The sequence below is a fragment of the Streptomyces lichenis genome (genome assembly GCF_023218175.1).
In the GTDB taxonomy this organism is placed as follows: Bacteria; Actinomycetota; Actinomycetes; order Streptomycetales; family Streptomycetaceae; genus Streptomyces; species Streptomyces lichenis.
On sequence record NZ_JALPTH010000018.1, the window covers coordinates 122,110 to 145,558 of the forward strand.

Below are 23,449 nucleotides of genomic sequence, written 5' to 3' on the forward strand. Positions count from 1 at the left end.
ACGTGTCTCCTCAAGTTGCTCTACGGGCGGTTGTGGCGGAGGCGCTGGCGTCCCGCCCGACGGCGGTGGCGCCGCTGTTGACGATGGTGCCGCCGCCGGTCTGGAGGATGCCGACGTTCAGCACCTCGGCCTGGCGGGCGCGGAACTCGGCGGTGTCGACGTCCCTGGAATCGAGGAAGTCGAGGATCACCTCAAGGGTCCGCCGCTCGATGACCTTGAGGTACTTGGCGCTGTCCATCTGCTGGTAGTAGTGGTGGTAGCCGCCGCTCGCGCCCAGCTCGCGGACGCTGCTCAGCGCCCCCCAGTCGCCGAACGCCCGCTCCTCCTCGTCGGACCCGGTGATCGCGCGCAGCCCGCCGGACCACCCCTGCCGCCGCTTCAGCGAGGTCACCAGCGGCCGGGGGGAGCGGAACACCGAGGCGAGCCCGCCGAGCAGGGTCTCGGTCAGCGCCTTGCCGGCCAGGGTGCCGAGCACCCTGCCGTCCACCCCGCGGGAGAGCCGGTCGGCCTCGTGGTAGGCGGCCCGGATCGGCAGCAGCTGGTAGCCGTGCAGCTGGGTGTAGAGCACCCGGCCCTTGAGGTCGACGTTGAGGAACACCGTCAGCACCAGTTCCTGCTGCCAGGAGCCGACCCGTACGACCAGGAACTCCCGCGCCCCGTCGTACCGTTCGGCGGACGCCAGGGTCACCGTGTCGGGCGGGGCCGGGCCGTCCGCGCGGACGTAGAGGCGCTTGGTGACCTCCAGCCCGTCGAGCCGCTGGTCGGGCATGTCCACCTCGGTCAGCAGACGCGAGGTGAGCCGGTCCCTCACGTACGCGGTGAGTTCCGCGCCGGTGAAGGGGCGCGGGTCGGGTCGGCGGGCGCCGGCGTCCTCGGGGGGCGGTGGCCCGTCCGGTGCCGTGCCGGTGGGGCGCAGGGCGGAGTGCGCTCCGGCCGCGCGGCCGTCCAGGAGTACGGCGAAGGACCAGGACCGCTGGAGGTCGCCCGCGCCGACGAACGGGACGTAACCGCCGTAGTGGACGACACCGGAGGTGGGGTCCTGCTCCTCCCTGATCTCCCGGTACTGCTCCGCCATGTCCTCGGGGTCCTGGGGCGGTTCGCCGTCGAAGCCGTAACGGGCGCCCGGGCGCGACCGGACCCGGAGGTGGACGGTGACGATCTGCCGGACCACGATCTTCTCGATGAGCAGCGACGCCCAGGCGGCCCACAGGGCGATGACGGTCGCCGTCCAGAAGACCGTCGCACCGAAGGAGCCCCACACCGAGCCCAGCACCCCGACCGCGAACCACAGCAGCAGGGCCGTGACGACCACGCCCCGCCGGGCGCCGCGCAACCGGCGGGCGGCGAGCGCGTGCCCGAGGACGGTCGCCGCGTCGTAGCCGTAGGCGGGCGCGGCCTTCCGCTGCCGGTTCTCCAGCAGTTCGTCGATCACCCGGTCGGCGAACTCCCGGTCCAGATGGGCGCCGATGGACAGCAGCCGGGTCACCTCGGACATGGCCGGGGGAACCGGATCGGGCACGGGAGGCCCCGGTGCGGGTGGTGCGGCTCCGGGCCGGTCGGCTCCGGGCGGCGGCGCGGTGCCGGGTGCGGTCGCCATGCCTCTCCTCAGGTACGGTCGGATGGTCGGTGGGTGCGGATGCGCGCGGGTCGGGACGGCTCAGAACTGGTCGGCCTGCCAGGTCCGCAGCGTGTGGGACTCGGCGATCGGGTTCCACACCACCAGGAAGGCCTCCTTGGCGGCGCTGGCCTTGGCGCTGTCCGCCACCGCCGTGCGGTAGGGCTCCGCGTCGGTGGCGGTGTCCGGGAGGCAGCCGCCGTCCTGCAACCCTCGGGCCCAGGCGGCGAAGTCGTAGTCGACGGCGGCCGACTGGTCCAGGGCCTCCTTCAGCAGGCGCTGCACCTCGGGCCCCTGCTCGATCAGGTCCACGGCGAGTCCTTCCACCTGGGTGGAAAGCCCCTCTCGGGCGACGGCCGCCGCCTGGAAGTCCGCGGCGTCCTCGGTGAGGCCGGCCTGCGGACCGCAGGCGGTGGCGTCCGCGACGGCCGTACTCACCGATTCCCGGTATCCGGACGACTCCTCCAGGATCCGGTCCACCTCCGACGCCTGGGCAACCGCCGTGCCGTTCGTGCTCTCCCCGGTGGGGGTGGGCTCGTCGGTGGAGGTGGTCTCCTCGCCGGGAGCGGTCTCCTCCTCGCCGCCCGCGCCGTCGTCGTCCTCGGTGGCCGGGTCGTAGGGAGCGCCCTGCCCCTGGTCGGCGCTGCCCTCGTCGCCGGTGTCCGGCAGATAGGTCCAGGGGCGTAAGACCATCAGCAGCAGGGCCACCAGCGGGACCGCCAGCAGCCAGGTCAGCCGGCGGCGCACCGGTGGGGCGAGCGTCGCCAGGATCTCCTGGTGGCTGTAGTACGTCGGACGGGGCCCCAGTACCGCGGCGCCCCCTCCCGCCCTCCCGCCCGCCGCTCGGCCACTCCCCCGGCCCTCGTCGGACTCCCCCGACTTCTCGTCCTGGTCAGCCTCCTCGGCCCTTCCGGCCGCCTCGCCTTCCAACCCCCACGCGTCTGCCATGCGCCCCCGCTTCCGTCCTCACACCGGAACTAGAGTGTGACGGAGGCCACTGCGATTTTCAGCCGAATCCGCTCTTCTCCCCTCATCGAGCACCGTCCTCCCCTCCCCTCCTCACCTCACCTCACCTCACCTCACCTCACCTGCCGGCCCACTCCCGTGCCAGCAGTTCATAGGAGCGCACCCGGGCGGCGTGGTCATGGATGAGGGTGGTGATGAGCAGTTCGTCCGCGCCGGTGGCGTCCCTCAGCTGCTCCAGCCCGTCGGCGACCCGGGCCGGGGAACCGACGAACCGGGTGTCCAGCCGGTCCTGGACCAGCGCCTGGTCCCGGTCGGTCCAGGGCAGGGCGCGGGCCTCCTCGGGGGTGGGGTACGGGATGGCGCCCTCGGCGGTGCGGATGCTGCGCACCCAGGGGCCGTACCCGGTGGCGAGCTCCCGGGCCGTCTCGTCGTCCTCGGCGACCACCACATCCGCGGAGACGCTGACATACGGCCGTCCGAGGACGTCGGAGGGCTTGAAGGAGGCCCGGTAGCCCTCCACCGCCTCCAGTACGGTGCCGGGGCTGACGTGGTAGTTCGCGGCGAACCGCAGCCCCCGGCCGCCCGCGGCCTGCGCGCTCTGCCCACCGCTGCTGCCGAGGATCCACAGCTGGAGGTCGGCGCCCTCCCCCGGCACGGCATGGGCCTCCACCCCCTCCGGGGAGCGGTAGGTACCGGCCAGCAGCGCGAGGATGTCGTCGAGCTGCTCCGCGTACTCCTGCGGCTCGGCCCCCGGCAGGGTGAGCAGCCGGCGCTGGAGGGCGATGCGCGGCGAGCCGAGCAGCTGCGCGAAGGAGAACGGCGGCGGGATGAGCAGCCCGTTCGGCGCACGGCGCTCGACCGCGGGCCCGCTGGGCTCAGTGGCTGGGGGGCGGCCGCCCGAGCGGCCGAGACCGAGGTCGAGCCGGCCCGGGTGCAGCGTGTCGATCAGGCCGAACTCCTCGACCACCGAGAGCGCGGTGCGGTGCCCGAGCTGCACCGCGCCCGAGCCGAGCCGGATCGTGGAGGTGGCGGCGGCGGTGAGGGCGAGCAGGACCGCCGGGGAGGTGCCCGCCACCCCCGGGTTGAGGTGGTGCTCGGCGTACCAGTAGCGGGTGTAACCGAGCCGTTCGGCCTGCCGGGCGAGGTCGACGGAGTGGCGCAGGGCCTGCCCGGCGGTGGCCCCGGAGGGGATCGGGACCAGGTCCAGGACGCCGAGCGGCGTGCGGCCATCACCGGGGAGCGGCGAAGGAGAGGACGGTGCGGTCATGGGCGGACTCCTTCGGCGCCCGGCCGGGCGGCCGCGGTGCCGGGACGGTGCCCGGCCCCCCGTCCCCGTACGGGCTCGGTCTCCTCCACGCGTACGGGACCGGATGCCCGTACGGACTCGGGTCCGGCCTCGCCTCCGCGTACGGCCTCCGGCGCTCCGCCCCCGACCGGCCGCACGGCCTCGGGCAGCACCGGGGCCCAGGGGAAGGGCGGGTCGGGGATCTCGGCGCGCAGCACCGGCGCGACCTCGGCCTGGAACCGTTCCAGCGAGTCCCGGTGCCGGGTGTCGGGCAGTCCGCCCGCGTCCGCCTGGACATGCAGCACCGTGTGGCCGAACCGCTCGTGGTAGCGGTGCACCTTCTCGATGACCTGCTGGGGGCTGCCGATCAGCGCCGAGCTGCGCTCCACGAAGTCCTCCAGCGTCTCGAAGACCACCGGCAGCCCCGCCTTCCGCGCGAAGGCCAGATTGCTCTCGAAGAGGGGTCGGTAGACGTCCAGCGCCTCCTGGGAGGTGCGGGTGACCAGCAGCCCGGCCGAGCCGGCGCCGACCACCAGGTCCGCCGGGTCATGGCCGTGTGCCTCCCAGCGTTCCCGGTAGTGGTCGATCAGCTCGGCGTACGGCTCGATGGGGTGGGTGACGTTGGCCGAGAACAGCGGGTCGCCGTAACGGGCGGCGAGCTCCACCGACTCCCTGCTGGTGGCGCTGCCGTGCCAGACCCGGACCGGCTGCTGGTAGGGGCGGGGCAGCACCTCGGCGTCGGTCAGCTCGGGGCGGAAGCGGGTCCGGGCGGTCACCCGGTCCTGGCGCCAGATCCGCCGGAAGACCTCGTAGCTCTCGGCGTTGCGGTCCCACTGGTCCTCGGGGGTGACGGAGAACAGCTCCCGCTGCGCGGTGCCGTTGCCCTTGCCGATGATCAGTTCGAGGCGGCCGCCGGAGAGGTGGTCCAGGGTGGCGTAGTCCTCGTAGGCACGTACCGGGTCCAGCAGGCTGAGCGTGGTGACGGCGGTGAACAGCCGGATCCGCCGGGTCAGCGCGGCGATATGGCCGAGCAGCACGGTCGGTGCGGAGGAGAGGAAGGGCCGCTCGTGCCGCTCCCCCACGCCGAAGCCGTCGAAGCCCAGCTCCTCGGCGAGGACGGCGTTGTCGAGGACCTCCCGGAGGCGGGCGTGGGTGGACTTCAGCACGCCGGTGACCGGGTCGGGGCGGTGCACGATCAGGGTGATGGCGAGGAACTTCACCGTGCCGCCGCCTCTCCGGCCGGGACGGCCCGCGGGTCGGCGGACGACGGCTCGTCGGGGTGGTCCAGGCCCAGATGGTGCCGGAGAGTGGTGCCCTCGTACTCGGTGCGGTAGACGCCCCACTCCTGGAGCAGCGGGACGACCCGGTCGGCGAAGGGGTCGAGGCCGCCGGGGGTCAGATGCGGGACGAGGATGAAGCCGTCGGAGGCGTCGGACTGGACGAAGTGGTCGATGGTGCGGGCCACCGTCCGCGGGGAGCCGACGAAGGTCTGCCGGTTGCCGGTGTGGATGACCAGGTCCCGGATGGACCACTGGTTGGCCTCGGCGAGTTCCCGCCACTCGCGGGCGGTGGCCAGCGGGTCCCGGTACATCCGCACCTGGGCGCGGCCCCGGGAGATGTGCTCCTCGGCTACGACCGGGTCGATGTCCGGCAGGGGCCCGTCCGGGTCGTACCCGGACAGGTCCCGGTTCCAGACGAACTCCAGGTGCTTCAGGGCGGTGGCCCCGCTGACCTGCTGGCGGCGGACCTCCCGGGCCTGCTCCTCCGCCTCGGCGTCGGTGTCGCCGAGGACGAAGGTGGCGGCGGGCAGCACCAGCAGATGGTCCGGCCGGCGGCCGTACGCGGCCAGCCGGGCCTTCACGTCCGCGTAGAACGCCCGCCCCTCCACCAGGGTGGCGTGCCGGCTGAAGATGGCGTCGGCGCTCGCGGCGGCGAACTCGCGGCCCTCGTCGGAGTCCCCGGCCTGGAAGATCACCGGTCGGCCCTGCGGGGAGCGCGGTACGTCGAAGCGGCCGTGGATGTCGAAGTGCGGGCCCCGGTGGACGAAGGCGCCCGCCTTGGCGTCCCGGAGGAAGACCCCGCCGGCGGTGTCGGCGAGGACCTCGTCTCCCCTCCACGAGTCGAAGAGCTCATGCGCGGTGTCCAGGAACTCCTTGGCCCGGGAGTAGCGCTCGTCCTGGGGCAGGAAGCCGCCGCGGCGGAAGTTCTCCCCGGTGAAGGCGTCCCAGGAGGTGACCACGTTCCAGGCGGAGCGCCCGCCGGAGAGATGGTCCAGGCTGGCGAATTGGCGGGACCTCATAGGGCTCGTTGAAGGTGGAGTTGATGGTGCCGGTCAGCCCGAGCCGGTCCGTGACGGCGGCCAGCGCCGCCAGCACCGTGAACGTGTCCGGCCGCCCCACCACATCCAAGTCGTATATCTGCCCGCCCTGTTCGCGGAGCCGCAAACCCTCCGCCAGGAACAGGAAGTCGAACTTGGCCCGTTCGGCGGTGCGCGCGAAGTGGACGAAGGAGTCGAACTCGATATGGCTGCCGGCGGCCGGGTCGCTCCACACGGTGGTGTTGTTGACGCCGGGGAAGTGGGCGGCGAGATGGATCTGCTTGCGCGGCCGGCCGTCGGCCCTGTCTGCGTCGGTCATGGTGTGCGGTCCTCTCCGGCGGTGGTCAGGCGGCGGGCGTCGCGGCGGCCGGGGCCTGGGCGGCTTCGGCGGTCCCTGCGGATGCGGCGGCTGTGGCGGCTGTGGCGTCCCCTGCGGCTTCGGCGGTCCCTGCGGATGCGGCGGCTGTGGCGTCCCCTGCGGCTTCGGTGGCTGTGGCGGCGTACCGATTCGCTGGTCGGTCCAGCCCCAGCAGCCCGCGCAGGGTGCCGGCCTCGTACGCCTCCCGGAAGCGGCCCCGGCGGCGCAGTTCCGGCGCGAGCCGCCGACTGATCCGGGGCAGGTCATGGGCGAGCACACCGGGCCGCAGCCGGACCCCGCTCACCCCCGCCTCCCCCAACTCATCGACCAAATCGGCGAGTTCTTCTTCCGTCCCAGTGAAAATCCGGGCGTCCGAGGTGTAGGGCTCACCGGCCAGGGCGTCCAGCCGGGCGCGCCGGTCCTCCGCCTCGGCCCGGCTGTCGTCCAGGAACACCACCAGGTCCGCGAAGAGGTGCAGCGGCTCCCCGGCACGGCCCGCGGCCTGCTGCTCCGCTCGGATCTCCCCGACGATGCGGTGGGTGTCGGCGGCGTCGTACGGGGTGATGTAGCCGATGTCGGCCTGGTGGGCGATCAGCCGGTACGGCTGCGTCTGGTGGCCGAGCGCGCTGACCACGGGCTGGCCCTGCGGGGGGCGGGGGGTGATGGACGGCCCCCGGACGCTGAAGTGCCGCCCCTCGAAGTCGATGTAGTGCAGCTTGTCCCGGTCGATGAAGCGCCCGGTGGCCGCGTCCCGTATCTCGGCGCCGTCCTCCCAGCTGTCCCAGAGCCGGCGGACCGCCTCCACATAGTCGGCGGCCTCCTCGGCCAGTTCGTCGATCAGCCCCTGGGCCTCGGGGCTCTCGAAGGACTCGATACGGGGGATGGTCCGGCGCCCGAAGTGCGCGGCCTCGTCCGGCCGGGCCGAGTACCGCACCCGGACGCCCGCCCGCCCCCCGCTGACGTAGTCCAGGGTCGCGATCGCCTTGGAGATGTGGAACGGCTCGGTGTGGGTGGCCACCACGGTCGGCACCAGCCCGATGTGCCGGGTCAGCGGGGCGACCCGGGAGGCGATCAGCACGGCGTCGAGCCGTCCGCGCACCTGGTCGGTGCGTTCGTCGGGCTCCAGCGGGTGGGCGGACTGCGGGGCGAGGCCGTCCTCGATGGTGACGAAGTCGAGCAGCCCCGCCTCGGCCTCGGCGACCAGGTCGGCCCAGTACGCGGCGGTGAACAGCTCCCGGGGCCGGGCGCCGGGCTCACGCCAGGACGCCGGGTGCCAGCCGGTGCCGTCCAGGGCGACGGCGAGGTGGAGAGGGGAGACAGGGGTCAGGGACACAGGTGGGTGCCTTCCTGGGCGTTCCGGACGAGGGTGCGCGGACCCGCGGGCACGGCGGGTGGGCAGGGTGGAGCACGGGAGGTCCCGGCCCCGGGAGCGGGGTGCGTCGGAGGACGGCCGTCGGGCCGGCGCCCGTGGGAGGGGTGGGGCCGGGCGCGGGCGGACGGCTGGTCGCTCGTCAGACGGGTCGCGTCAGCGGGTCGCCTCAGGAGCGGGATCGCCTCAGGGGCGGTGTCGCGTCAGCGCCTTCGCGTCAGCGGCGACAGAGCGCGCCGGCCGTGCGCCGGAGGTCGATATGGGCGCGCGAGGTCAGCAGCACGGAGTGGGCAGCTGCTCGGGCGCCCGGGCAAGGGAGAGTACGCGGCTCCCGCCTCACGACCCTCACCTCCACGCCCTTCTCCGTACACGGCCGGACAGGCCGCGAGACTACGTCATCAGCGCCAACGCCGGTACCGGGCGGGGTGTTCCCGACGAACGCGACTGGTCGTCTACCCGACGGCATCCAGGGACGGGGCGAGGAACCAGCACCGAAGGAGGGCAGATGTGAGCCGGGGCCGTGGCCACTTGCGCGGCGAATCGGTCGCGCGGGACCGCATGGCGCCGCAGTGCCTGCGCTGGCATCGGCTGGAATACGCATTCGCGACCACCGGTTGCAGCGGATCGTGCACCATCCACAGCCGCCAAGCGGCATACACCCGCTGCTTGCACAGCGCTTCAGTCCCTACCGGTTCGATCCGTCGGCGGTTGTCGACGACCATGCCGTCGGACTGCTGCTGGAAGCCGCGCGGTGGGCACCGTCGGCGGGGAACTCCCAGCCATGGGGCTTCTTCATCGGCAGGCCTGGTGAGCCGGATCATGACCGAGTGCTCCCTCACCTCGCGCCGAATTCGGCTCGCTGGGCGACGGATGCGAGCTTGCTCGTCGTGACGCTGACGCGCCGGCACGTCGATGACACGCAGTTGCTGTACTCCGAGTTCGCGGACTATGACCTCGGTCAGGCCGTCGCTCACTTGACTGTTCAGGCGCAGGCCATGGGACTGGCCGCGCACCAGTTCCGTGCCTTCGACTTGGAAGGGCTCACCAAGGAGCTGGACCCGAAACCGGGGTGGGTGATCATTTCCATGGTCGCGGTGGGCAAGGCGGTCGGCGGACCTCCGGAGGGCCGTGACCGGCGCAGCATCGCACACTTGCGCTCCGCTCCCTGGTCACCGGCTGAGTAACGGCCGAGGTCTGGTCATTGATCGACCGGGCGAGATGGTCGCCTGGTACTGGGCCGAGCAGGAGCAGCCCTGACACGCGGCCCCCCGACCGCACGGTGACGCTACCGTGGCGGCGTGGCAGAAGAAGACATCGGGCGGACCCTGCGGCGCCTGCGCAAGCTGGCCTCGTTGACGCAGGAGGAGCTGGCGGAGCGCTCGGGCGTGTCCGTGGATGTGATCCGCCAGCTCGAACAGCGACGCAAGCACTCGGCGCGGCTTCCCACTCTGCATGCGCTGGCGAACGGTCTCGGGGTGGAGCTGACCACGCTCCTCGGAGACCCGCCCGCCGTGGCATCCGCGGACGAGAGCGACGGGCCGCGTTTTGTCGCCGTACGACGGGCCGTCATGCCCGCGCTCTGGGCGCCCGAGCCGGAGCCGCCGGGGCCGGGGTTCTCGCTGGAGCGGTTGCGTGAGCAGATCGCGGACGGCTGGACGCAGTACCACTCCGCCGAGTTCGACACCGTGATGAAGGCGCTTCCGGATCTGATCACGGACGCGCGTGCCGCGACCGCCGCAGCCGACGAGGGGGAAAGGAAGGCCGGCTTCGCGGCGTTGGGCAAGGTGATGCAGCTCGCGGGTCATGTCGCCGTACGGATGGGCAAGACCGACCTGGCCCTGATCAGCCTGGAGCGGGCCATAGCGGCGGCGGGGAGGTCCGGTGATCCGCTGCTGGTGCCGATGATCGTCAACTCCACGGCCTGGACCTATTAGCGGCAGGGGCGGCTGGAGGACGCCCTGAGCATCGCGGTGGAAGTGGCCGGCGGCTTGGTGCGGGAGGGGCTCATCGGCACGGCCGACGGTCTGAAGGTGTGGGGCGCGCTGACGATGAGCGCCGCCACGTCGGCCGCACGAAGCGGTGACTATGAGCGGGCGGCCGTGATGATGGAGACGGCGGAGCAGCGGGCGGCCCGGGTCGCGAAGCTGCCACCCGGCGGCGACAACCGCATGGTCAGCGTCTTCAGTCCGTCCTCGGTCCGCATCGAGCGCGTACGCCTCGCGGTGCAGTACGGGCGGCCCCAGGACGCCCTGGAGCTGGCCAAGGGCATGCGGCTGTCCAAGGACACCCCGCCGTCCTGGCGGACCTGGCTGCTTCTCGACGTCGCCCGCGCGCATACGGACCTCGGCGACGCGGCCGGGGCGGTGAAGGCTTTGGAGTCGCTGCGCCGGGTGGCACCGACGTGGATGCGCCATCACACACTGGCCGTCGCCATCGTGCGCGACCTGTGGTCACTGCCCAACCGCCCGCCGGGGCTGGGCTCCTTGGCGGAGTTCCTCGGGCTGGGCGAGGGCTGAGCGCATAGCGTGCCGAAAGTGGGACGTCGCGTCCCTGTCGGCCGGTCTCACTGCCCGCTTCCATGAGCGGACAACGCCTTGAGGGCCATGCGTACGGCCTCAGGGTTCGGCTGACGCGAGGAAGCAGACCGACATGCCGCAGTCCATGACGCGGGCCCACCCGATCGGGCACCCCGGCTACCACGAGACACTGCCCCGCTCGCCGGAGAGCGCCGCCACCGCGCGGCGGCTGGTACGGCTGGCGTTAACCGCCTGGGGGCTGCGGGAGATGGTCGAGGACGCCGTCCTGGTCGTCTCCGAACTCGCGGGCAACGCCGTCCGGCACGCGGAGGCCCGCACGGTCAGGGTCACCGTGGAGAGGCCGGCTCCGGGGCGGGTGCGGATCTCGGTGACCGATGGGTCGAAGGTGCCGCCGGAGCCGCGTCGGGCCGGTGCGCGGGACGAGAACGGGCGGGGGTTGGTGCTGGTCACCGCCCTGGCCGGCGACTGGGGCACAACCTCGCTGCCCACCGGCAAGGCTGTCTGGGCCGAGCTGGGCGGGAGACGGGACAGGTGAGCGGCGAGTGGACGCCCTGGGTGGGCGATCTGGTGCATGACAGGGACGCCGGGCGGGACGGGATCGTCACCGATGTGCGTGGCGGGTCGGTCTGGGTGCTGCGGCCGGAGCTCGGCCCCGGGACGTGGACATCCGAGCGGCCGGAGCGGTTGGAGCTGGTGACGTCGCGCGTGGAGATGCGGGGGCGGCTGTAGGGGCAGGGGCCCTGGCCGGGTGTCGATGACCACCCGGCCAGGGGGTTCAGCCAAGACGAGGTACGGAGACTCAGGCCTCGCCCGCCTCCCCCCGCCAGCACCCCGTGGCCGCCGACCTTGCCGCGTACTGCTCGAAGGGGCGGGCCTGGTGGCCGGTGAGGTGGGGGACGGTGTCGGTGACGGTGGCGTCGCCCTGGGCGCGGAGGGCGGCGAAGGAGGCGATGTCGCGATCGACGGCGTCCTCGTCGCGGCCGATCTCGCGTTGGGCGGCCCGGTAGGCGGACTCGTCGCCGTGGTAGGCGACCGGGCGGCCGGCGGCGTCGGCGAGGGTGGCGCAGACCTCGGTGAAGGTCATGGCGCGCGGGCCGGTCACCTCGTAGGTGCGGTCGGTGTGGCCGTCCTCGGTGAGGATGACCGCGGCGACGGCGGCGAGGTCGTCCAGGTCCATGAAGGCCTGGCGGGTGTCCTGGAGGGGGACGGCGATCTCACCGCCGAGGACCGCCTCGCGGAACGGGCCCTCGTCGAAGTTCTGGTCGAACCAGTCGGCCCGCAGGATGGTCCAGGCGGTGCCGGAGGAGCGGACGCTCTCCTCGGCGTCGAGCAGGCGGCGGTCTCCTATGGTCTCGATGCCGCGGCTGGAGAGCAGCACGATGTGGTGGACCTTGAGTTCCGCGGCCAGGTGGACGAAGTCGGGGTTCACGGGCACACCGTCGGGGGCCATCAGGAACATTCGGTCGGCGCCGGTGAGGGCGGGCTCCCAGGTGTTCTGGTCGTCCCAGTCGAAACGCGTGGCGCCGTGCCGGGAGGCCTCTCTGACCGGGGCACCCAGGTTCTTGAGCCGCGCGGCGACGCGGCGGCCGGCGGAGCCGGTGGCTCCCAGGACAAGGATGGGGGTGGTGTCCATGACTTCCAGAACGAGGAGGGATGGATGGGGGAAACGGCCGACGGCGGGGCCGAAGGCCGGAGGCGCAGGTGCACGGGTTCCTCTGTGAAGGACCTGACAAACGCGTCAGATCCCTCTGTCGTTCCTGCATTGACCCCTGGAATCGGCCGAAGCTAGCGTGGCCTAACCTCGCCACCATCCTGACCTGGGGTTGAGCCAACTTCCCCCGAAAGGTGACGAGTTCGGCAACCCACCGCGGGGCGCGTGTGCACAGCCGCGCCCGGTGCGCCGGAAGCAATGAGACCCGAGAACCCAGGAGAGCCTGGAGGGCTTCGCCATGTCCTTGACCGAGCAGACCACGGCACCGCGCGTCCCGCTCCCGGCGGCGGCGGTGCGGCCGCGTATCCACCATCTGGGGGTCCAGACCGCCGATCTGGACAACTGCCTTAAGTGGTATCTGGAGTTCCTGGGGGCGGAGAAGAAGTGGGAGCTGGACCGCTTCTCCGACCTCACGCTGAGCCGGCTCCCCGGGATCGGGCGGCTCGTGGAGATCGCGGTGGGCGATCTGCGGCTGCATCTGTTCGACCGGTCCGGCCACACCGGCGAGACCCCGCACGAGGAGGACTTCCAGTTCCAGCACGTCTGCCTGACGGTGGACGCGCCGGAGGAGCTGGAGGCGGTGCGGGACCGGTGGAATGCCTTGTACGACTCGGGGCGGTACCGCTTCGTGCGGGAGGAGCGGCCGACGGAGATCGTGGTGGACGACGACGGGGTGTGGAGTCTGTATCTGTACGACGTCAACGGGCTGGAGTTCGAGTTCACCTATGTGCCGGAGGGGGACCGATGAGCATCCTCACCCCGCACCGCACACCCGCCGCCGCGATCCGGGTCGACGGCTGGGACTTCGGCGACTTCCCGTACGGGCTGGAGCCGCTGGCCATGCCGCCGGCCGGGCGCGCGCAGGCCGGTACCGAGCACCGGCCGGTGACGCTGCCGTCCTGCGACCCGGACCGGATCGCCCGGGAGCTGCGGGCGCTGACCGGCAGCGGACCGGGCGCGGCCGCCCTGGTGGACGCGGCCCCGGCCTCCTCGTACGACCAGCTGTTCTGGTTCCGCTGGATCGTCGGCCACCAGGTGACCTTCGCGCTGTGGCGGCTGATGGGCCGGGTGCTGGAGGAGGTGGGCGAGCGCGGGCCGGACGCCGTGCCGGGGCCGGGCGCGATGGCCAGGCTGGAGTGCTACGCGCACGGGTACAGCGCCATGCTGCTGTACAGCGGCTCCTGCCCGACCGCGCTCTACCAGCGGCTGATCCGGCCGGCGATGTTCCTCCAGCACCGGGGCTTCAGCGGCACCTGGGCACCCGACTTCCACCAGGTGCGCAGCCTGCTGCGGGGCCGACCGCTGCCCTGGACCGACGACCCGCGGGCCGCCGGAGTGGTGGCCGCGCTCGGCGCCCAGCGGGCGGTGCACGACAGTGTCGCGGCCCGGCTGGTCCCCGGGGGCCGCTCGCTGCTCCAGCAGTCGATCAACGAGGCGCCGGTGAAGCCCTCGGAGCGTACGGCCGTCTTGTACGACAACTTCTTCATGACGCTGCGCGGCCCGGTGCCCGACGAGGCGGTCGCCGCCCAACTGGTGCGCCGACTGCGGGCGGTGGGCCTGGACCTCGCGGTCAACGGGCTCTATCCGCTGGGCCGGGACGACGACGGCGAGGAAGCCGAGGTGTGGAACGGCTCGCTGGCCCGCAGCGAGCGCCGGGTGGGCGTGGTGCTGGCCGAGGCCGCCGGATTCGCGGCGGACTTGGCGCGGCGGGCGCCGGCCGCCGTGTGACCCGATACCAGAGGAGGGGTGAGGGATGAGGCAGGGAGTGCTGTTGCTGCCGGAGCACCGGTGGGCCGAGGCGCGGAAACGGTGGCTGCTGGCTGAGGAGTTGGGGTACGACCACGCCTGGACGTATGACCATCTGATGTGGCGCTGGTTGAGCGAGGGGCCCTGGTTCTCGGCGGTGCCGACCCTGGCGGCGGCGGCCGAGGCCACCTCGCGGATCGGGCTGGGTACCTTGGTGGCCAGCCCCAACTTCCGGCATCCGCTGGACTTCGCCAAGGAGCTGGTCTCGCTGGACGATGTCTCCGGCGGGCGGATCGTGTGCGGGGTGGGCGCGGGGGCGGAGGGGTTCGACTCCCGGTTGCGGGGGGACCCACCGGTGTCGCGGCGGGAACGGGGGGCCCGGTTCGAGGAGTTCGTGGGGTTGCTGGACCGGCTGCTGCTGGAGGAGCGGACCACCTTCCGGGGTGACTGGTACACCGTGGAGGACGCGGTGGTACGGCCGGAGTGCCTGGCCCGGCCCCGGGTGCCGCTGGCGGTCGCCGCCGCCGGGCCCCGGGGCATGGCGCTCACCGCCCGGTACGCCGAGGTGTGGGTGACCAGCGGGGCACCGAACCTGTTCGACAACGAACCGTACGAGCAGGTGGTCCCGCTGCTGAAGCAGCAGCTCGCGGAGGTGGACCGGGCCTGCGAGGCGGTCGGGCGCGATCCGGCGACCCTGCGCCGGCTGCTGCTCAGTGGCGGCTCGGTCGGCGGGGTACTGGACTCGGTGGAGAGCTACCGGGACGCCTCCGGGGTCTTCGCGGACCTGGGCTTCACCGATCTGGTGGTGCACTGGCCGCGGCCCGACTTCCCCTTCGCGGGGCGGGAGGACGTGCTGACCGGGTTCGCGGCCGCCGAGTTGGGAGGAGGAGCGGGATGACGATGTACGCGTTCGAGGTGGTGGGGGTGTTCGGCGCCGGGAGTGGCGGGGGCAGTCCGCTGGCGGTGGTGTACGAGGCGGAGGAGCTGGGGGCCCAGGAGATGGCCTGGATCGCGGCGCGGCTGCGGGTGGACGAGACGGTGTTCGTGTTGCCGCCGACCGCGCCGGGCGCCACCCACCGGGTGCGGGTCTTCACCCGGGCCGGGGAGTCGCCGTACGGCGGCCACTCGGCGGTGGGGACGGCGGTGGCGCTGGTCCGGTCGGGGCGGCTGCCGGCCGGGCGGGTGGTGCAGCAGTGCGGGGAGAAGCTGACCGAGCTGCGGGCGGACGGGGAGCGGGCCGTGCTGGCCGCCTCCGGCCCGCAGCCGGTCCGCCCGCTGGACGCGGCCCCGCTGCTCGCCGCGGCGGGGCTGGCCCCGGGCGACCTGGGCGAGGGGCCGGTGCTGGCCGCCGGGTTCGGGCCGCTGTTCCATCTGCTGCCGGTACGCGCCGAGGCGGTGGCCACCGCCCGGGTCGACACGGCCGCGATGGAGCGGCACGGGCTGCCGGACCTGTGCGTCTTCCACTGGGACGCCTCGGAACGTACCGCCACGGCCCGGCTGTTCGCCCCCGGGTATGCCATCGAGGAGGACGCGGCCTGCGCCTCGGTGGGGCTGGCGTTGGGGGTGTGGCTCGCCGACCTCGGATTGCCGGAGGCGGAAACGGCGTACGGGTTCCGGATCGTGCAGGGGGTGGAGCTGGGGCGGCCGGCGGTGCTGGAGTGCACGGTGGCCCCGGCCGCCGACCCGCTGACGGTGACGGTGGCCGGGGCGGCGCCGCGGGAGCTGGCCGGGTCGCTGGCCGACCCGGCCGGTGCGGCGGGGGCTCAGGCGGTGGCGGGCGCCAGGGCGCGGCGGACGTCGTCGGCGGCGTAGTAGACCCGGCCGGACACCCGGCGGCGCTGCCAGCGGCGCTCGCTGGCCAGCCGGTAGACGCTGCTGGAGGAGACCCCCCAGAGGGTGCTGACCTCGCGCTGGCTCAGCCAGCGCGGCACCCTGCTGGGCGCCGCCTCACGCGTGCCGCGGGTGGTCTCGGGGGCGGCGGCGGTCCGGTTGTGCCGGGCCGCGCTCTCGGTGACGCTCCAGCCGTGCGCGGGGTCGGCGTCGCAGGAGACCCGGGCCGGTCGCCGGCGGCCCTGGGCGGGGCGGGCGGTGAGCAGCCCGCCGCAGCCGGACTCCTTGCAGGGTCCGACGGACACCCGGGCGGTCTCGTCGGGGTGGGCGACGCGCTCGGCCCGGGACTGCAACGCGGTGATCTCGGCGGCGAGTTCGGCGGCCGCCGGGTGCCGCACCAGCAGCCCGAGGTGGCGGTGGAGGAAGCCGCACAGATCGGCGACGGTGCGGCGGGGCGCCCGTACGCCGCTGCTCTGGACGGTCACTCCGGCCCAGGAGGCGAGCACCCCGAGCACGGCGCGGCGGACGTCCGCCGCGGGGGCGTGCAGGGGCACGGCCGGGGGGCCCGCCGGGGTCGGCGGACGCTCCCAGGCGGGCCGACGGGAGCCGAAGTGGCGCTCGCCGCACTCCTGGTAGAGGCCGGGCAGCCGGACGAGGGCTTCGGCGAGCCGGGTACGGCAGGACAGGCACAGACTCGTGCCGGGCACCGCACGGGCGGCCGCGCGATCGGGCTCCGCCGTGCAGCGCGGTCCCCGGCAGGGAGCGGCCCCCTGCGACGGCAGCTGACGTGTCCTGGCGTGCCCGGTGTCCATGCGCGTGTCCCCTCTGTTGCCCTCTTGCCGACGCTGTCGCCGTGTCCGTTGGTTCGCCCGGCGGGCGCGAGCACTTCGGCGCCCGGGGGTCGTATGGCCGGGAATTCCGGTGTCAGTGCGGTCCCGGCACTTCTCTGACCTGGCCTGTAGGACCTCTGAAGCATGTCTGACGCTTTCTTGAAGTCCATTGACACGGGCCCCCGTTGAAACTTCGGACGGGGCGAAGATAGAAAGGTCTACAGTGCGCGCCGACTGTGTCCGTACCGGTCGAGCGCCCCCTTCACCTGTGGATTGATCGCCGGCTGAGTCGGCTGATGTGCCTCGCGGCCGTGGTCACGGCCATGCGCCCATGCGGCCATACCGGAAACGGAAGCCGAAGGAAGATCGGATACCGAGGAGTTTGATCAGTGGAATCCACTCGTCTGTGGGCCGGGAAAGAGGACGCCGAGGACCCGCTTGCCGCGTTCCGCGCGGAATTCGCCCTGCCCGACGGGGTGATCCAGTTGAACGGGAACTCCCTGGGCCCGCTCCCCCGGACCGTGCCGGGGGCGCTGGACGCGGTGGTGCGGCGGCAGTGGGGCAAGCATCTGATCCGCGGCTGGTTCGATGACGGCTGGTTCGACGCGCCGGAGCGGGTGGGCGACCGGATCGGGCGTCTGATCGGGGCGGACCCCGGTCAGACGGTGGTCGGTGAGTCCACCTCGGTGCAGCTGTTCAACGCGGTGGCCGCCGCCGCCCGGCTGCGGCCGGACCGGCGGGTGCTGGTCTGCGACGCGGCCAACTTCCCCACCGACCGCTATTTGGCCGCCTCGGTGGCCCGGGTGCTGGGACTGCGGCTGGTCGAGTGCACGGCCGGGGAGCTGGCGGCGGTGCTCCAGGCCCATCGGGGCGAGGTCGGGCCGGTGCTGTTCGGCGCGGTGGACTTCCGTTCCGGGGAGCTGCTGGACCTGGCCGGGACGACCGCGCGGATCCACGCGGCCGGCGGGATCGCGGTGTGGGACCTGAGCCACGCGGCCGGCGCGGTGCCGGTGGAGGTGGACGCCGCCGGGGTGGATCTGGCGGTGGGCTGCGGCTACAAGTACCTGAACGGCGGGCCCGGCGCCCCCGCGTACCTCTACGCGGCCTCCCGCCACCAGGCGGCGCTGGACCTGCCGATCACCGGCTGGCACGGGCATGCGCGGCCGTTCGAGATGGCCGGCGCCTTCGAGCCCGCCGACGGCATCACCCGGGCCCGCACCGGCACCCCGCAGATCCTGTCGCTGCTGGCCCTGGAGGCCGCGCTGGACCCGCTGGAGCGGGCCGGGGTCGCGGCGGTACGGGAGAAGAGCCTGCGGCTCGGGGACTGTCTGGCGGCGTTGGTACGGGAGTTGCCCGCGGAGATACGGCCGGAGGTGGTGACGCCCACCGAGCACCACCGGCGTGGCGGCCATGTCGCGCTGCGCTGCCCGGACGCCCCGGCGGTCTCGGCGGCGCTGATGGAGCGCGGGGTGTTCACCGACGCCCGGCCGCCGGACCTGCTGCGGCTCTGCCTGAACGGGCTCTACGTGTCGTACACGGACGTCTTCGACGCGGTGGCCGCCTTCGCCGAGGTGGCGGCGGCCGGGAGCGGGGAGCGACGAGCGAAGGGGGAGCGATGAGCGGCGGATGCCCGTACGCCCACGGGGAGACCACCGGGATCGGCACCGGAGACGCCACCGGTGACCGGGGCACCGGGAACCAGTATGTGGACTACGCGCGGATGGACACCCTGCACACCATCCAGCACCCGCGCACCGACTCGCCGTTCGAGATGTCGTTCATCCTGATCAGCCAGGTCAAGGAGCTGCTGTTCCGGATGGTGCACCTGGAGGTGGACCAGGCGCGGCAGCGGCTGGCCGAGGACCGGCCGGAGGCGGCCTGCCGGGCGCTGGGCCGGGCGGTCAGGAGCCAGCGGGTGCTGGTGGACGCCTGGGAGTCGATGAACGCGCTCCCGGTGGACGAGTTCCTGGAGTTCCGGTCCATCCTCGGTGAGGCCTCGGGCACCCAGTCCTTCATGTACCGGCTGCTGGAGTTCACCCTCGGCAACCGGGGCACCGCCATGGTGCGCTCGGCGGACCTGGCGGCCTTCCCGGAGCTGGCGGCCGAGCTGGCCCGGCCCGCGCTGTACGACGAGGTGCTGCGCCATCTGGCCCGTACGGGTCTGCCGGTGCCGGAGCCGCTGCTGGACCGCGACCCGGCCGTGCCGTACACGCCCGACGAGGGTGTGGAGAAGGTGTGGGAGGCCGTCTACCGCGACCCGGACGGCCATCGGCCGGTGTACGAGCTGGCCGAGCAACTCCTCGAAGTGGCCTACCAGTTCTCGCGCTGGCGGGCCACCCATCTGCTGGTGGTGGAGCGGATGCTCGGCGCCAAGCGGGGCAGCGGCGGCAGCGACGGCGCGTCCTGGCTGCGGCAGATCAACGAGCACCGTTTCTTCCCCGAGCTGTGGACCATGCGCTCGGTGCTGTGACGGCGCGGGCGGACCGCACGACCAACCCCGACCGGAGGAACCCAGTCATGAACGAACTCGGCCTCACCATGGGGCAGGAAGCCTACGCGCACGCCGTGGCGGACCAGGACCAGGAGCGGGAGTTCACGCTGCTGGACCGGCAGTGGACGCAGCTCGGCGGGGTGCTGGGCGGTGAGTACAACTACGCGACCGGCCTGTTCGCCTCCTCCCTCCCGTACGAGGGGGTCGGCCACCTGCTGGAGATGGGGTGCGGCTGCGGGGTCGCCTCGGTGATGGGCGCGCTCGCCGGGGTGCCCCGGGTGACCGCGCTGGACATCAACCCGGCGGCGGTGCGCACCACGGAGCTCAACGCCTCCCGGCACGGGGTCGGCGACCGGGTGACCGCGCTGACCAGCGACCTGTTCGCGGCGGTGCCCCCGGACGAGACCTACGACCTGGTCTTCTGGAACTCGCCGTTCATCGAGGCCCCGCCGGAGCAGGAGCACGAGTCGGCGCTGGCCTATCACTTCTTCGATCCGGGGTACGGGATGCACCGCCGCTTCCTGGGCGAGGCGGCCAAGCGGCTGGCGCCGGGAGGGCGGCTGTTCCTGGGCTTCAGCTACGCCATGGGCAGCGCCGAGCGGCTGAAGGAGGTGGCCGCGGAGGCGGGCTTCGGCGTCCGGGTGCACGTCCAGGAGGCGTTCACCGTGCCCGCCACCGAGCTGGGCACGGACCCGGTGTACGCGGCGCACGCGGACGAGGAGCAGCAGGTCCGTATCGACTTCACCCTCCTGGAGCTGACCCGATGACCATCGCCCCGGCCGGCACCCGCACGGTGCCCTTCCATGTACCGCACACCGCCGCCAAGCAGCAGCGCTACCTCGCCGAGGTGCTGGAATCCGGCGACCTGGACGGCAACGGCCCCTACAGCGCCCGTGCCGCCGAGCTGCTGTCCGGGATCACCGGCTCCCCGCACGTCCTGCTGACGCCCTCGTGCACCTCCGCGCTGGAGATCGCGGCGCTGCTGCTGGACCTGGCGCCGGGGGACGAGGTGGTGATGCCCTCGTTCACCTTCGCGCCGACGGCCAGCGCCTTCGCCCTGCGCGGGGCGGTCCCGGTGTTCGTGGACTGCCACCCGGACACCCTCACCCTAGACGAGGAGTCGCTGCGCGCCGCGCTCACCGAGCGGACCCGGGCGATCGTGGCGGTGCACTACGCGGGCGTGGCCTGCGAGATGGACCTGATCCGGCGGATCGCCGACGAGCACGGCATCCCCGTGATCGAGGACAACGCCCATGGGCTGGGGGCCACCTACCGGGACCGTCCGCTGGGCGGCTTCGGCGCCCTGGCGGCGCAGAGCTTCCACGCCACCAAGAACGTGCACTGCGGCAAGGGCGGGGCGCTGCTGGTCAACGACGAGGCGCTGGTGGACCGGGCCACGATCATCCGGGACCGCGGCACCGACCGGCACCGCTACTTCCTCGGCCAGGTCGACAAGTACCGCTGGGTGGACCTGGGTTCGAGCTACATCCTGCCCGAGGTGCTGGCCGCGCTGCTGGCGGCCCAGCTGGAGGAGTTCGACGCGGTGCAGCGCCACCGCCACCGGCTGTGGGACACCTACCACCGCGGCCTCGCCGACTGGGCGGCCGAGCAGGGGGTGGCGCTCCCGGCGGTGCCCGAGGGCCGCGCCCACTCGGCGCACCTGTACCACCTGGTGCTGCCGGCCGAGGAGGACCGGTCGGCGCTGCTGGACCACCTCCGCGAGCGCGGAGTCCAGGCCACCATCCACTTCCAGGCGCTGCACACCTCCCCGGCCGGCCTCCGCTACGGGCGCTCCGCCCCGGGCGGCTGCCCGGTCTCCGAGCGGGTCGCCGACCGGCTGGTACGGCTGCCGCTGCACACCGCGCTCGACGACGCACAGGCCGAGCAGGTGGTGGACGCCCTGCTCACCTTCCGTACCGGTGCCGGGGCCCCCGCGGGCACCGGCCCCCGTACCCGTACCGCCGGATCTCCCCGTCGAAAGGACCTGGCATGAGCACGCACGACCGTACTCCCGAGAGCACCGACGACGTGGTGCGCTATGTGACCACCTGCCGGGTCTGCGGCAGCGAGGAGTGGCAGGAGGTGGTCTCCTTCGGCGAGGTGCCGCTCGCCAACGGCTTCCTGGAGGTGACCGACTCCGTCGCCCAGGAGCGGGCCTATCCGCTGGAGGTGATCTCCTGCCGGGAGTGCCGGCTGCTGAGCCTGACCGCGGTGGTCGACCCGCAGGTGCTGTACCGCACCTACTCCTATGTCACCTCCGACTCCGAGACCATGGCCCGCCATATGCGCACCGTGGCGGAGCTGGCCCGGGACCGGTACGGGCTCGCCGAGGGCGACCTGGTGGTGGAGCTGGGCAGCAACACCGGCGACCAGCTGCTGGCCTTCCGGGAGGCCGTCGGGGCGCGGGTGCTGGGCGTGGACCCGGCCCGCAACCTGGCCAGGATCGCCGAGGACCGCGGGGTGCCCACGCTGCCCGACTACTTCGACTCGGCCACCGCCCGGGCGGTGGCCGGTGAGCACGGCAAGGCCTCGCTGATCCTGGGCCGCCATGTCTTCGCGCATATCGACGACGTGGCCGACGTGCTGGCGGGTGCCCGCGAACTGCTCACCGAGGACGGGCTGTTCACCATCGAGGTGCCCTACGCGGTGGACCTGGTGGAGCGGCTGGCGTTCGACACGATCTACCACGAGCACCTGTCGTACTTCCTGATCTCCACCCTGGACCGGCTGTTCAGCCGGCACGGGCTGCGCACCGTGGACGTGGAGCGGCTCGCGGTGCACGGCGGCTCGGTGCTGGTGTCGGCGGGCCGGGCCGACGGCCGGTGGCAGACCAGTGAGCGGGTACGGGAGCTGATCGCGGCCGAGCGGGACGGCGGCTACCTCTCCGACGCCCGCTACGAGGCCTTCGCCACCCGGGTGCGGCGGACCTGCGCCGATCTGACCGCGCTGGTGCGCGGGCTGGTGGCACAGGGCCACCGGGTGGCCGGCTACGGCGCCTCGGCCAAGGGCACCACCCTGCTGAACATCTGCGGACTGAGCAGCGAGGAGCTGGAGTTCTGCACCGACACCACCCCGCAGAAGCAGGGGCGGCTGACCCCCGGCACCCACATCCCGGTGCTGGCGCCGGGCGATGTGACCGAGCAGCCGGACTACTACCTGCTGCTGGCCTGGAACTACGCCGAGGAGATCCTGGCCAAGGAGTCGCGGTTCCTGAACGAGCACGGCGGCTTCATCGTGCCGGTCCCGGAGCCGACGGTGCGCACCGGGGCGGTGAGCGCCAAGTGACGGAAGCCGACGCGGCCGCCGACGCCGCCTTCGCCAAGGCCCCCGGAACGAGCGCCGAGCAGCTGGGCCGGCTGGTCCCGGTGCTCTTCGGCTACGCCGCCTTCCAGCAGCTCAACGCGGGCTGCCGGCTGGGCCTGTTCGACCTGCTGGAGAAGGAGGGGCCGCTGTCCGCCGAGCGGGTGGCGGAGGCCCTGGACATCGAGCGCCGGGCGGCCGACGTGCTGCTGCTGGGCACCACCGCGCTCGGCCTCACCGAGGTCGCCGACGGCGCCTACCGCAACGGGCCGCCGGTGGCCACCGCCTTCGCCCAGGGGCTGTGGCCGGTGCTGAAGGACATCGTGGAGTTCCAGGACCGGGTCTCCTACCTCCCGGCCGCCGACTACACCGAGTCCCTGCGCACCGGCGAGAACGTGGGCATCCGCCACTTCCCCGGCGACACCAGGGACCTGTACACCCGGCTGTCCGGGGTGCCGGGCCTGGAGGAGCTGTTCTACCGCTGTATGCACTCCTGGTCGGCACTGTCCAACCCGGTACTGGTGGAAGGGACCGACTTCACCGGGGTGCGCCGGGTGCTGGACGTCGGCGGCGGCGACGCCGTCAACGCCATCGCGCTGGCCCGCGCCCATCCGGAGCTGCGGATCACCGTGCTGGACCGGCCGGGCGCGCTGGAGGTCGCCGAGCGCAACATCCGCGAGGCGGGCCTGGCCGAGCGGGTCGAGACCGCGGCGGCCGACATCTTCACCGACCCCTACCCGGGCGGCCATGACTGCGTGCTCTTCGCCCACCAGCTGGTGATCTGGTCGCCGGAGCAGAACCTCGCCCTGCTGCGCAAGGCCCACCAGGCGGTGGAGCCCGGCGGCAGGGTGATGGTGTTCAACGCCTTCAGCGACGACGACGGGGCCGGTCCGCTCTACGCGGCGCTGGACAACGTCTACTTCACCACGCTGCCGTTCCGGCACTCCACCATCTACCGGTGGGAGCAGTGCGAGGGCTGGCTGCGGGAGGCGGGCTTCACCGAGGTGGGCCGCACCACCGGCACCGGCTGGACCCCGCACGGCGTGGTCACCGGCCGCCGGGCCGCGGCCCCGTGAGCCCGGCCGACCCGGACC

21 protein-coding genes and 2 pseudogenes are annotated in these 23,449 nt (G+C 73.0%); 14 read left to right on the forward strand and 9 right to left on the reverse strand.

Features of this window, described 5'->3' with window-relative positions; genetic code table 11:
• Positions 1 to 10 precede the first annotated feature (10 nt).
• The 7 genes and pseudogenes from M1O15_RS19245 to M1O15_RS31885 all read right to left on the reverse strand — a co-directional run bounded on the left by M1O15_RS19245 (position 11) and on the right by M1O15_RS31885 (position 8,565).
• Positions 11 to 1,495: an AbeC-like domain-containing protein gene (locus M1O15_RS19245; protein ID WP_248635188.1), complete on the reverse strand. Its 1,485-nt coding sequence runs from the start codon at positions 1,493 to 1,495 to the stop codon at positions 11 to 13.
• A 162-nt stretch (positions 1,496 to 1,657) separates the two neighbouring features.
• Positions 1,658 to 2,563, reverse strand: coding sequence for a hypothetical protein (locus M1O15_RS19250; RefSeq protein ID WP_248635189.1), 906 nt, complete (start codon positions 2,561 to 2,563; stop codon positions 1,658 to 1,660).
• A gap of 136 nt (positions 2,564 to 2,699) precedes the next feature.
• Positions 2,700 to 3,848, reverse strand: a complete 1,149-nt coding sequence (locus tag M1O15_RS19255) for an LLM class flavin-dependent oxidoreductase (RefSeq protein ID WP_248635190.1) — start codon at positions 3,846 to 3,848, stop codon at positions 2,700 to 2,702.
• Entirely contained in the window at positions 3,845 to 5,086 is a 1,242-nt protein-coding gene (locus tag M1O15_RS19260; protein WP_248635191.1) for an LLM class flavin-dependent oxidoreductase, read from the reverse strand. The genes M1O15_RS19255 and M1O15_RS19260 overlap by 4 nt, the downstream gene beginning before the upstream one ends.
• A pseudogene (locus M1O15_RS19265) lies at positions 5,083 to 6,502 on the reverse strand (NtaA/DmoA family FMN-dependent monooxygenase). Before M1O15_RS19265 ends, M1O15_RS19260 begins: the two are co-directional and overlap by 4 nt.
• 25 nt (positions 6,503 to 6,527) lie before the next feature.
• On the reverse strand, positions 6,528 to 7,874 hold the full coding sequence (locus M1O15_RS19270) for an LLM class flavin-dependent oxidoreductase (RefSeq protein ID WP_248635192.1): 1,347 nt from the start codon (positions 7,872 to 7,874) through the stop codon (positions 6,528 to 6,530).
• Positions 7,875 to 8,127: 253 nt separating this feature from the next.
• Entirely contained in the window at positions 8,128 to 8,565 is a 438-nt protein-coding gene (locus M1O15_RS31885; RefSeq protein ID WP_372499512.1) for a putative leader peptide, read from the reverse strand.
• On the opposite strand from M1O15_RS31885, the gene M1O15_RS19275 reads away from it, so the two are divergent.
• The 4 genes and pseudogenes from M1O15_RS19275 (at position 8,537) to M1O15_RS19290 (ending at position 11,176) form a co-directional block, all read left to right on the forward strand.
• Complete coding sequence (locus M1O15_RS19275) at positions 8,537 to 9,094, forward strand: nitroreductase family protein (protein WP_248635225.1); 558 nt, start codon at positions 8,537 to 8,539, stop codon at positions 9,092 to 9,094. The two genes, M1O15_RS31885 and M1O15_RS19275, sit on opposite strands and share 29 nt — an antisense overlap.
• 114 nt (positions 9,095 to 9,208) lie before the next feature.
• Positions 9,209 to 10,426 (forward strand): annotated as a pseudogene (locus M1O15_RS19280) (helix-turn-helix domain-containing protein).
• 133 nt (positions 10,427 to 10,559) lie between these two features.
• The gene (locus M1O15_RS19285; protein WP_248635193.1) at positions 10,560 to 10,982 is read left to right on the forward strand and encodes an ATP-binding protein; all 423 of its coding nucleotides are present in this window, start codon (positions 10,560 to 10,562) and stop codon (positions 10,980 to 10,982) included.
• Entirely contained in the window at positions 10,979 to 11,176 is a 198-nt protein-coding gene (locus M1O15_RS19290; RefSeq protein ID WP_248635194.1) for a hypothetical protein, read from the forward strand. Before M1O15_RS19285 ends, M1O15_RS19290 begins: the two co-directional genes overlap by 4 nt.
• Before the next feature lie 70 nt (positions 11,177 to 11,246).
• Here the strand turns inward: M1O15_RS19290 and M1O15_RS19295 are convergent, their stop codons facing one another.
• Positions 11,247 to 12,080 carry an NmrA family NAD(P)-binding protein gene (locus M1O15_RS19295; protein WP_248635195.1) on the reverse strand — a complete coding sequence of 278 codons (834 nt, stop codon included), beginning with the start codon at positions 12,078 to 12,080 and terminating at the stop codon, positions 11,247 to 11,249.
• A 316-nt stretch (positions 12,081 to 12,396) separates the two neighbouring features.
• Between M1O15_RS19295 and M1O15_RS19300 the strand changes: the two genes are divergently transcribed.
• Genes M1O15_RS19300 through M1O15_RS19315 form a run of 4 tightly spaced genes read left to right on the forward strand, consistent with a single transcriptional unit; the run spans position 12,397 to position 15,716 of the window.
• The gene (locus tag M1O15_RS19300; protein ID WP_248635196.1) at positions 12,397 to 12,906 is read left to right on the forward strand and encodes a VOC family protein; all 510 of its coding nucleotides are present in this window, start codon (positions 12,397 to 12,399) and stop codon (positions 12,904 to 12,906) included.
• The gene (locus M1O15_RS19305) at positions 12,903 to 13,886 is read left to right on the forward strand and encodes a 3-methyl-L-tyrosine peroxygenase-related protein (RefSeq protein ID WP_248635197.1); all 984 of its coding nucleotides are present in this window, start codon (positions 12,903 to 12,905) and stop codon (positions 13,884 to 13,886) included. Before M1O15_RS19300 ends, M1O15_RS19305 begins: the two co-directional genes overlap by 4 nt.
• A gap of 25 nt (positions 13,887 to 13,911) precedes the next feature.
• Positions 13,912 to 14,802, forward strand: a complete 891-nt coding sequence (locus M1O15_RS19310; RefSeq protein WP_248635198.1) for an LLM class flavin-dependent oxidoreductase — start codon at positions 13,912 to 13,914, stop codon at positions 14,800 to 14,802.
• Positions 14,799 to 15,716 (forward strand): PhzF family phenazine biosynthesis protein, encoded by a 918-nt coding sequence (locus tag M1O15_RS19315; protein ID WP_282576944.1) that lies wholly within the window; start codon positions 14,799 to 14,801, stop codon positions 15,714 to 15,716. Before M1O15_RS19310 ends, M1O15_RS19315 begins: the two co-directional genes overlap by 4 nt.
• Here the strand turns inward: M1O15_RS19315 and M1O15_RS19320 are convergent.
• Positions 15,668 to 16,441, reverse strand: a complete 774-nt coding sequence (locus M1O15_RS19320) for a helix-turn-helix domain-containing protein (protein ID WP_248635199.1) — start codon at positions 16,439 to 16,441, stop codon at positions 15,668 to 15,670. The two genes, M1O15_RS19315 and M1O15_RS19320, sit on opposite strands and share 49 nt — an antisense overlap.
• Positions 16,442 to 16,953: 512 nt before the next feature.
• Here M1O15_RS19320 and M1O15_RS19325 point away from each other — a divergent pair.
• Genes M1O15_RS19325 through M1O15_RS19350 form a run of 6 tightly spaced genes read left to right on the forward strand, consistent with a single transcriptional unit; the run spans position 16,954 to position 23,431 of the window.
• The gene (locus tag M1O15_RS19325; RefSeq protein WP_248635200.1) at positions 16,954 to 18,183 is read left to right on the forward strand and encodes a kynureninase; all 1,230 of its coding nucleotides are present in this window, start codon (positions 16,954 to 16,956) and stop codon (positions 18,181 to 18,183) included.
• A complete protein-coding gene (locus M1O15_RS19330; protein WP_248635201.1) occupies positions 18,180 to 19,034 on the forward strand; it encodes a tryptophan 2,3-dioxygenase in 855 nt (284 codons plus the stop codon). The genes M1O15_RS19325 and M1O15_RS19330 overlap by 4 nt, the downstream gene beginning before the upstream one ends.
• Before the next feature lie 47 nt (positions 19,035 to 19,081).
• Positions 19,082 to 19,822: a methyltransferase gene (locus M1O15_RS19335; protein ID WP_248635202.1), complete on the forward strand. Its 741-nt coding sequence runs from the start codon at positions 19,082 to 19,084 to the stop codon at positions 19,820 to 19,822.
• Positions 19,819 to 21,048, forward strand: coding sequence for a dTDP-4-amino-4,6-dideoxygalactose transaminase (gene rffA, locus M1O15_RS19340; RefSeq protein ID WP_248635203.1), 1,230 nt, complete (start codon positions 19,819 to 19,821; stop codon positions 21,046 to 21,048). The genes M1O15_RS19335 and rffA overlap by 4 nt, the downstream gene beginning before the upstream one ends.
• Positions 21,045 to 22,340 carry a class I SAM-dependent methyltransferase gene (locus tag M1O15_RS19345; RefSeq protein ID WP_248635204.1) on the forward strand — a complete coding sequence of 432 codons (1,296 nt, stop codon included), beginning with the start codon at positions 21,045 to 21,047 and terminating at the stop codon, positions 22,338 to 22,340. Before rffA ends, M1O15_RS19345 begins: the two co-directional genes overlap by 4 nt.
• Positions 22,337 to 23,431, forward strand: coding sequence for a methyltransferase (locus tag M1O15_RS19350; protein ID WP_308282368.1), 1,095 nt, complete (start codon positions 22,337 to 22,339; stop codon positions 23,429 to 23,431). The genes M1O15_RS19345 and M1O15_RS19350 overlap by 4 nt, the downstream gene beginning before the upstream one ends.
• Positions 23,432 to 23,449 lie beyond the last annotated feature (18 nt).

What these genes read in the sequence shown, in the direction of transcription:
- M1O15_RS19245 (WP_248635188.1), bottom strand. Translation starts at nt 1,495, where the DNA reads ATGTCCGAGGTGACCCGGCTGCTGTCCATCGGCGCCCATCTGGACCGG.
- M1O15_RS19250 (WP_248635189.1), bottom strand. Translation starts at nt 2,563, where the DNA reads ATGGCAGACGCGTGGGGGTTGGAAGGCGAGGCGGCCGGAAGGGCCGAG.
- M1O15_RS19255 (WP_248635190.1), bottom strand. Translation starts at nt 3,848, where the DNA reads ATGACCGCACCGTCCTCTCCTTCGCCGCTCCCCGGTGATGGCCGCACG.
- M1O15_RS31885 (WP_372499512.1), bottom strand. Translation starts at nt 8,565, where the DNA reads ATGCCGCTTGGCGGCTGTGGATGGTGCACGATCCGCTGCAACCGGTGG.
- M1O15_RS19285 (WP_248635193.1), top strand. Translation starts at nt 10,560, where the DNA reads ATGCCGCAGTCCATGACGCGGGCCCACCCGATCGGGCACCCCGGCTAC.
- M1O15_RS19295 (WP_248635195.1), bottom strand. Translation starts at nt 12,080, where the DNA reads ATGGACACCACCCCCATCCTTGTCCTGGGAGCCACCGGCTCCGCCGGC.
- M1O15_RS19300 (WP_248635196.1), top strand. Translation starts at nt 12,397, where the DNA reads ATGTCCTTGACCGAGCAGACCACGGCACCGCGCGTCCCGCTCCCGGCG.
- M1O15_RS19305 (WP_248635197.1), top strand. Translation starts at nt 12,903, where the DNA reads ATGAGCATCCTCACCCCGCACCGCACACCCGCCGCCGCGATCCGGGTC.
- M1O15_RS19310 (WP_248635198.1), top strand. Translation starts at nt 13,912, where the DNA reads ATGAGGCAGGGAGTGCTGTTGCTGCCGGAGCACCGGTGGGCCGAGGCG.
- M1O15_RS19315 (WP_282576944.1), top strand. Translation starts at nt 14,799, where the DNA reads ATGACGATGTACGCGTTCGAGGTGGTGGGGGTGTTCGGCGCCGGGAGT.
- M1O15_RS19330 (WP_248635201.1), top strand. Translation starts at nt 18,180, where the DNA reads ATGAGCGGCGGATGCCCGTACGCCCACGGGGAGACCACCGGGATCGGC.
- M1O15_RS19335 (WP_248635202.1), top strand. Translation starts at nt 19,082, where the DNA reads ATGAACGAACTCGGCCTCACCATGGGGCAGGAAGCCTACGCGCACGCC.
- rffA (WP_248635203.1), top strand. Translation starts at nt 19,819, where the DNA reads ATGACCATCGCCCCGGCCGGCACCCGCACGGTGCCCTTCCATGTACCG.
- M1O15_RS19345 (WP_248635204.1), top strand. Translation starts at nt 21,045, where the DNA reads ATGAGCACGCACGACCGTACTCCCGAGAGCACCGACGACGTGGTGCGC.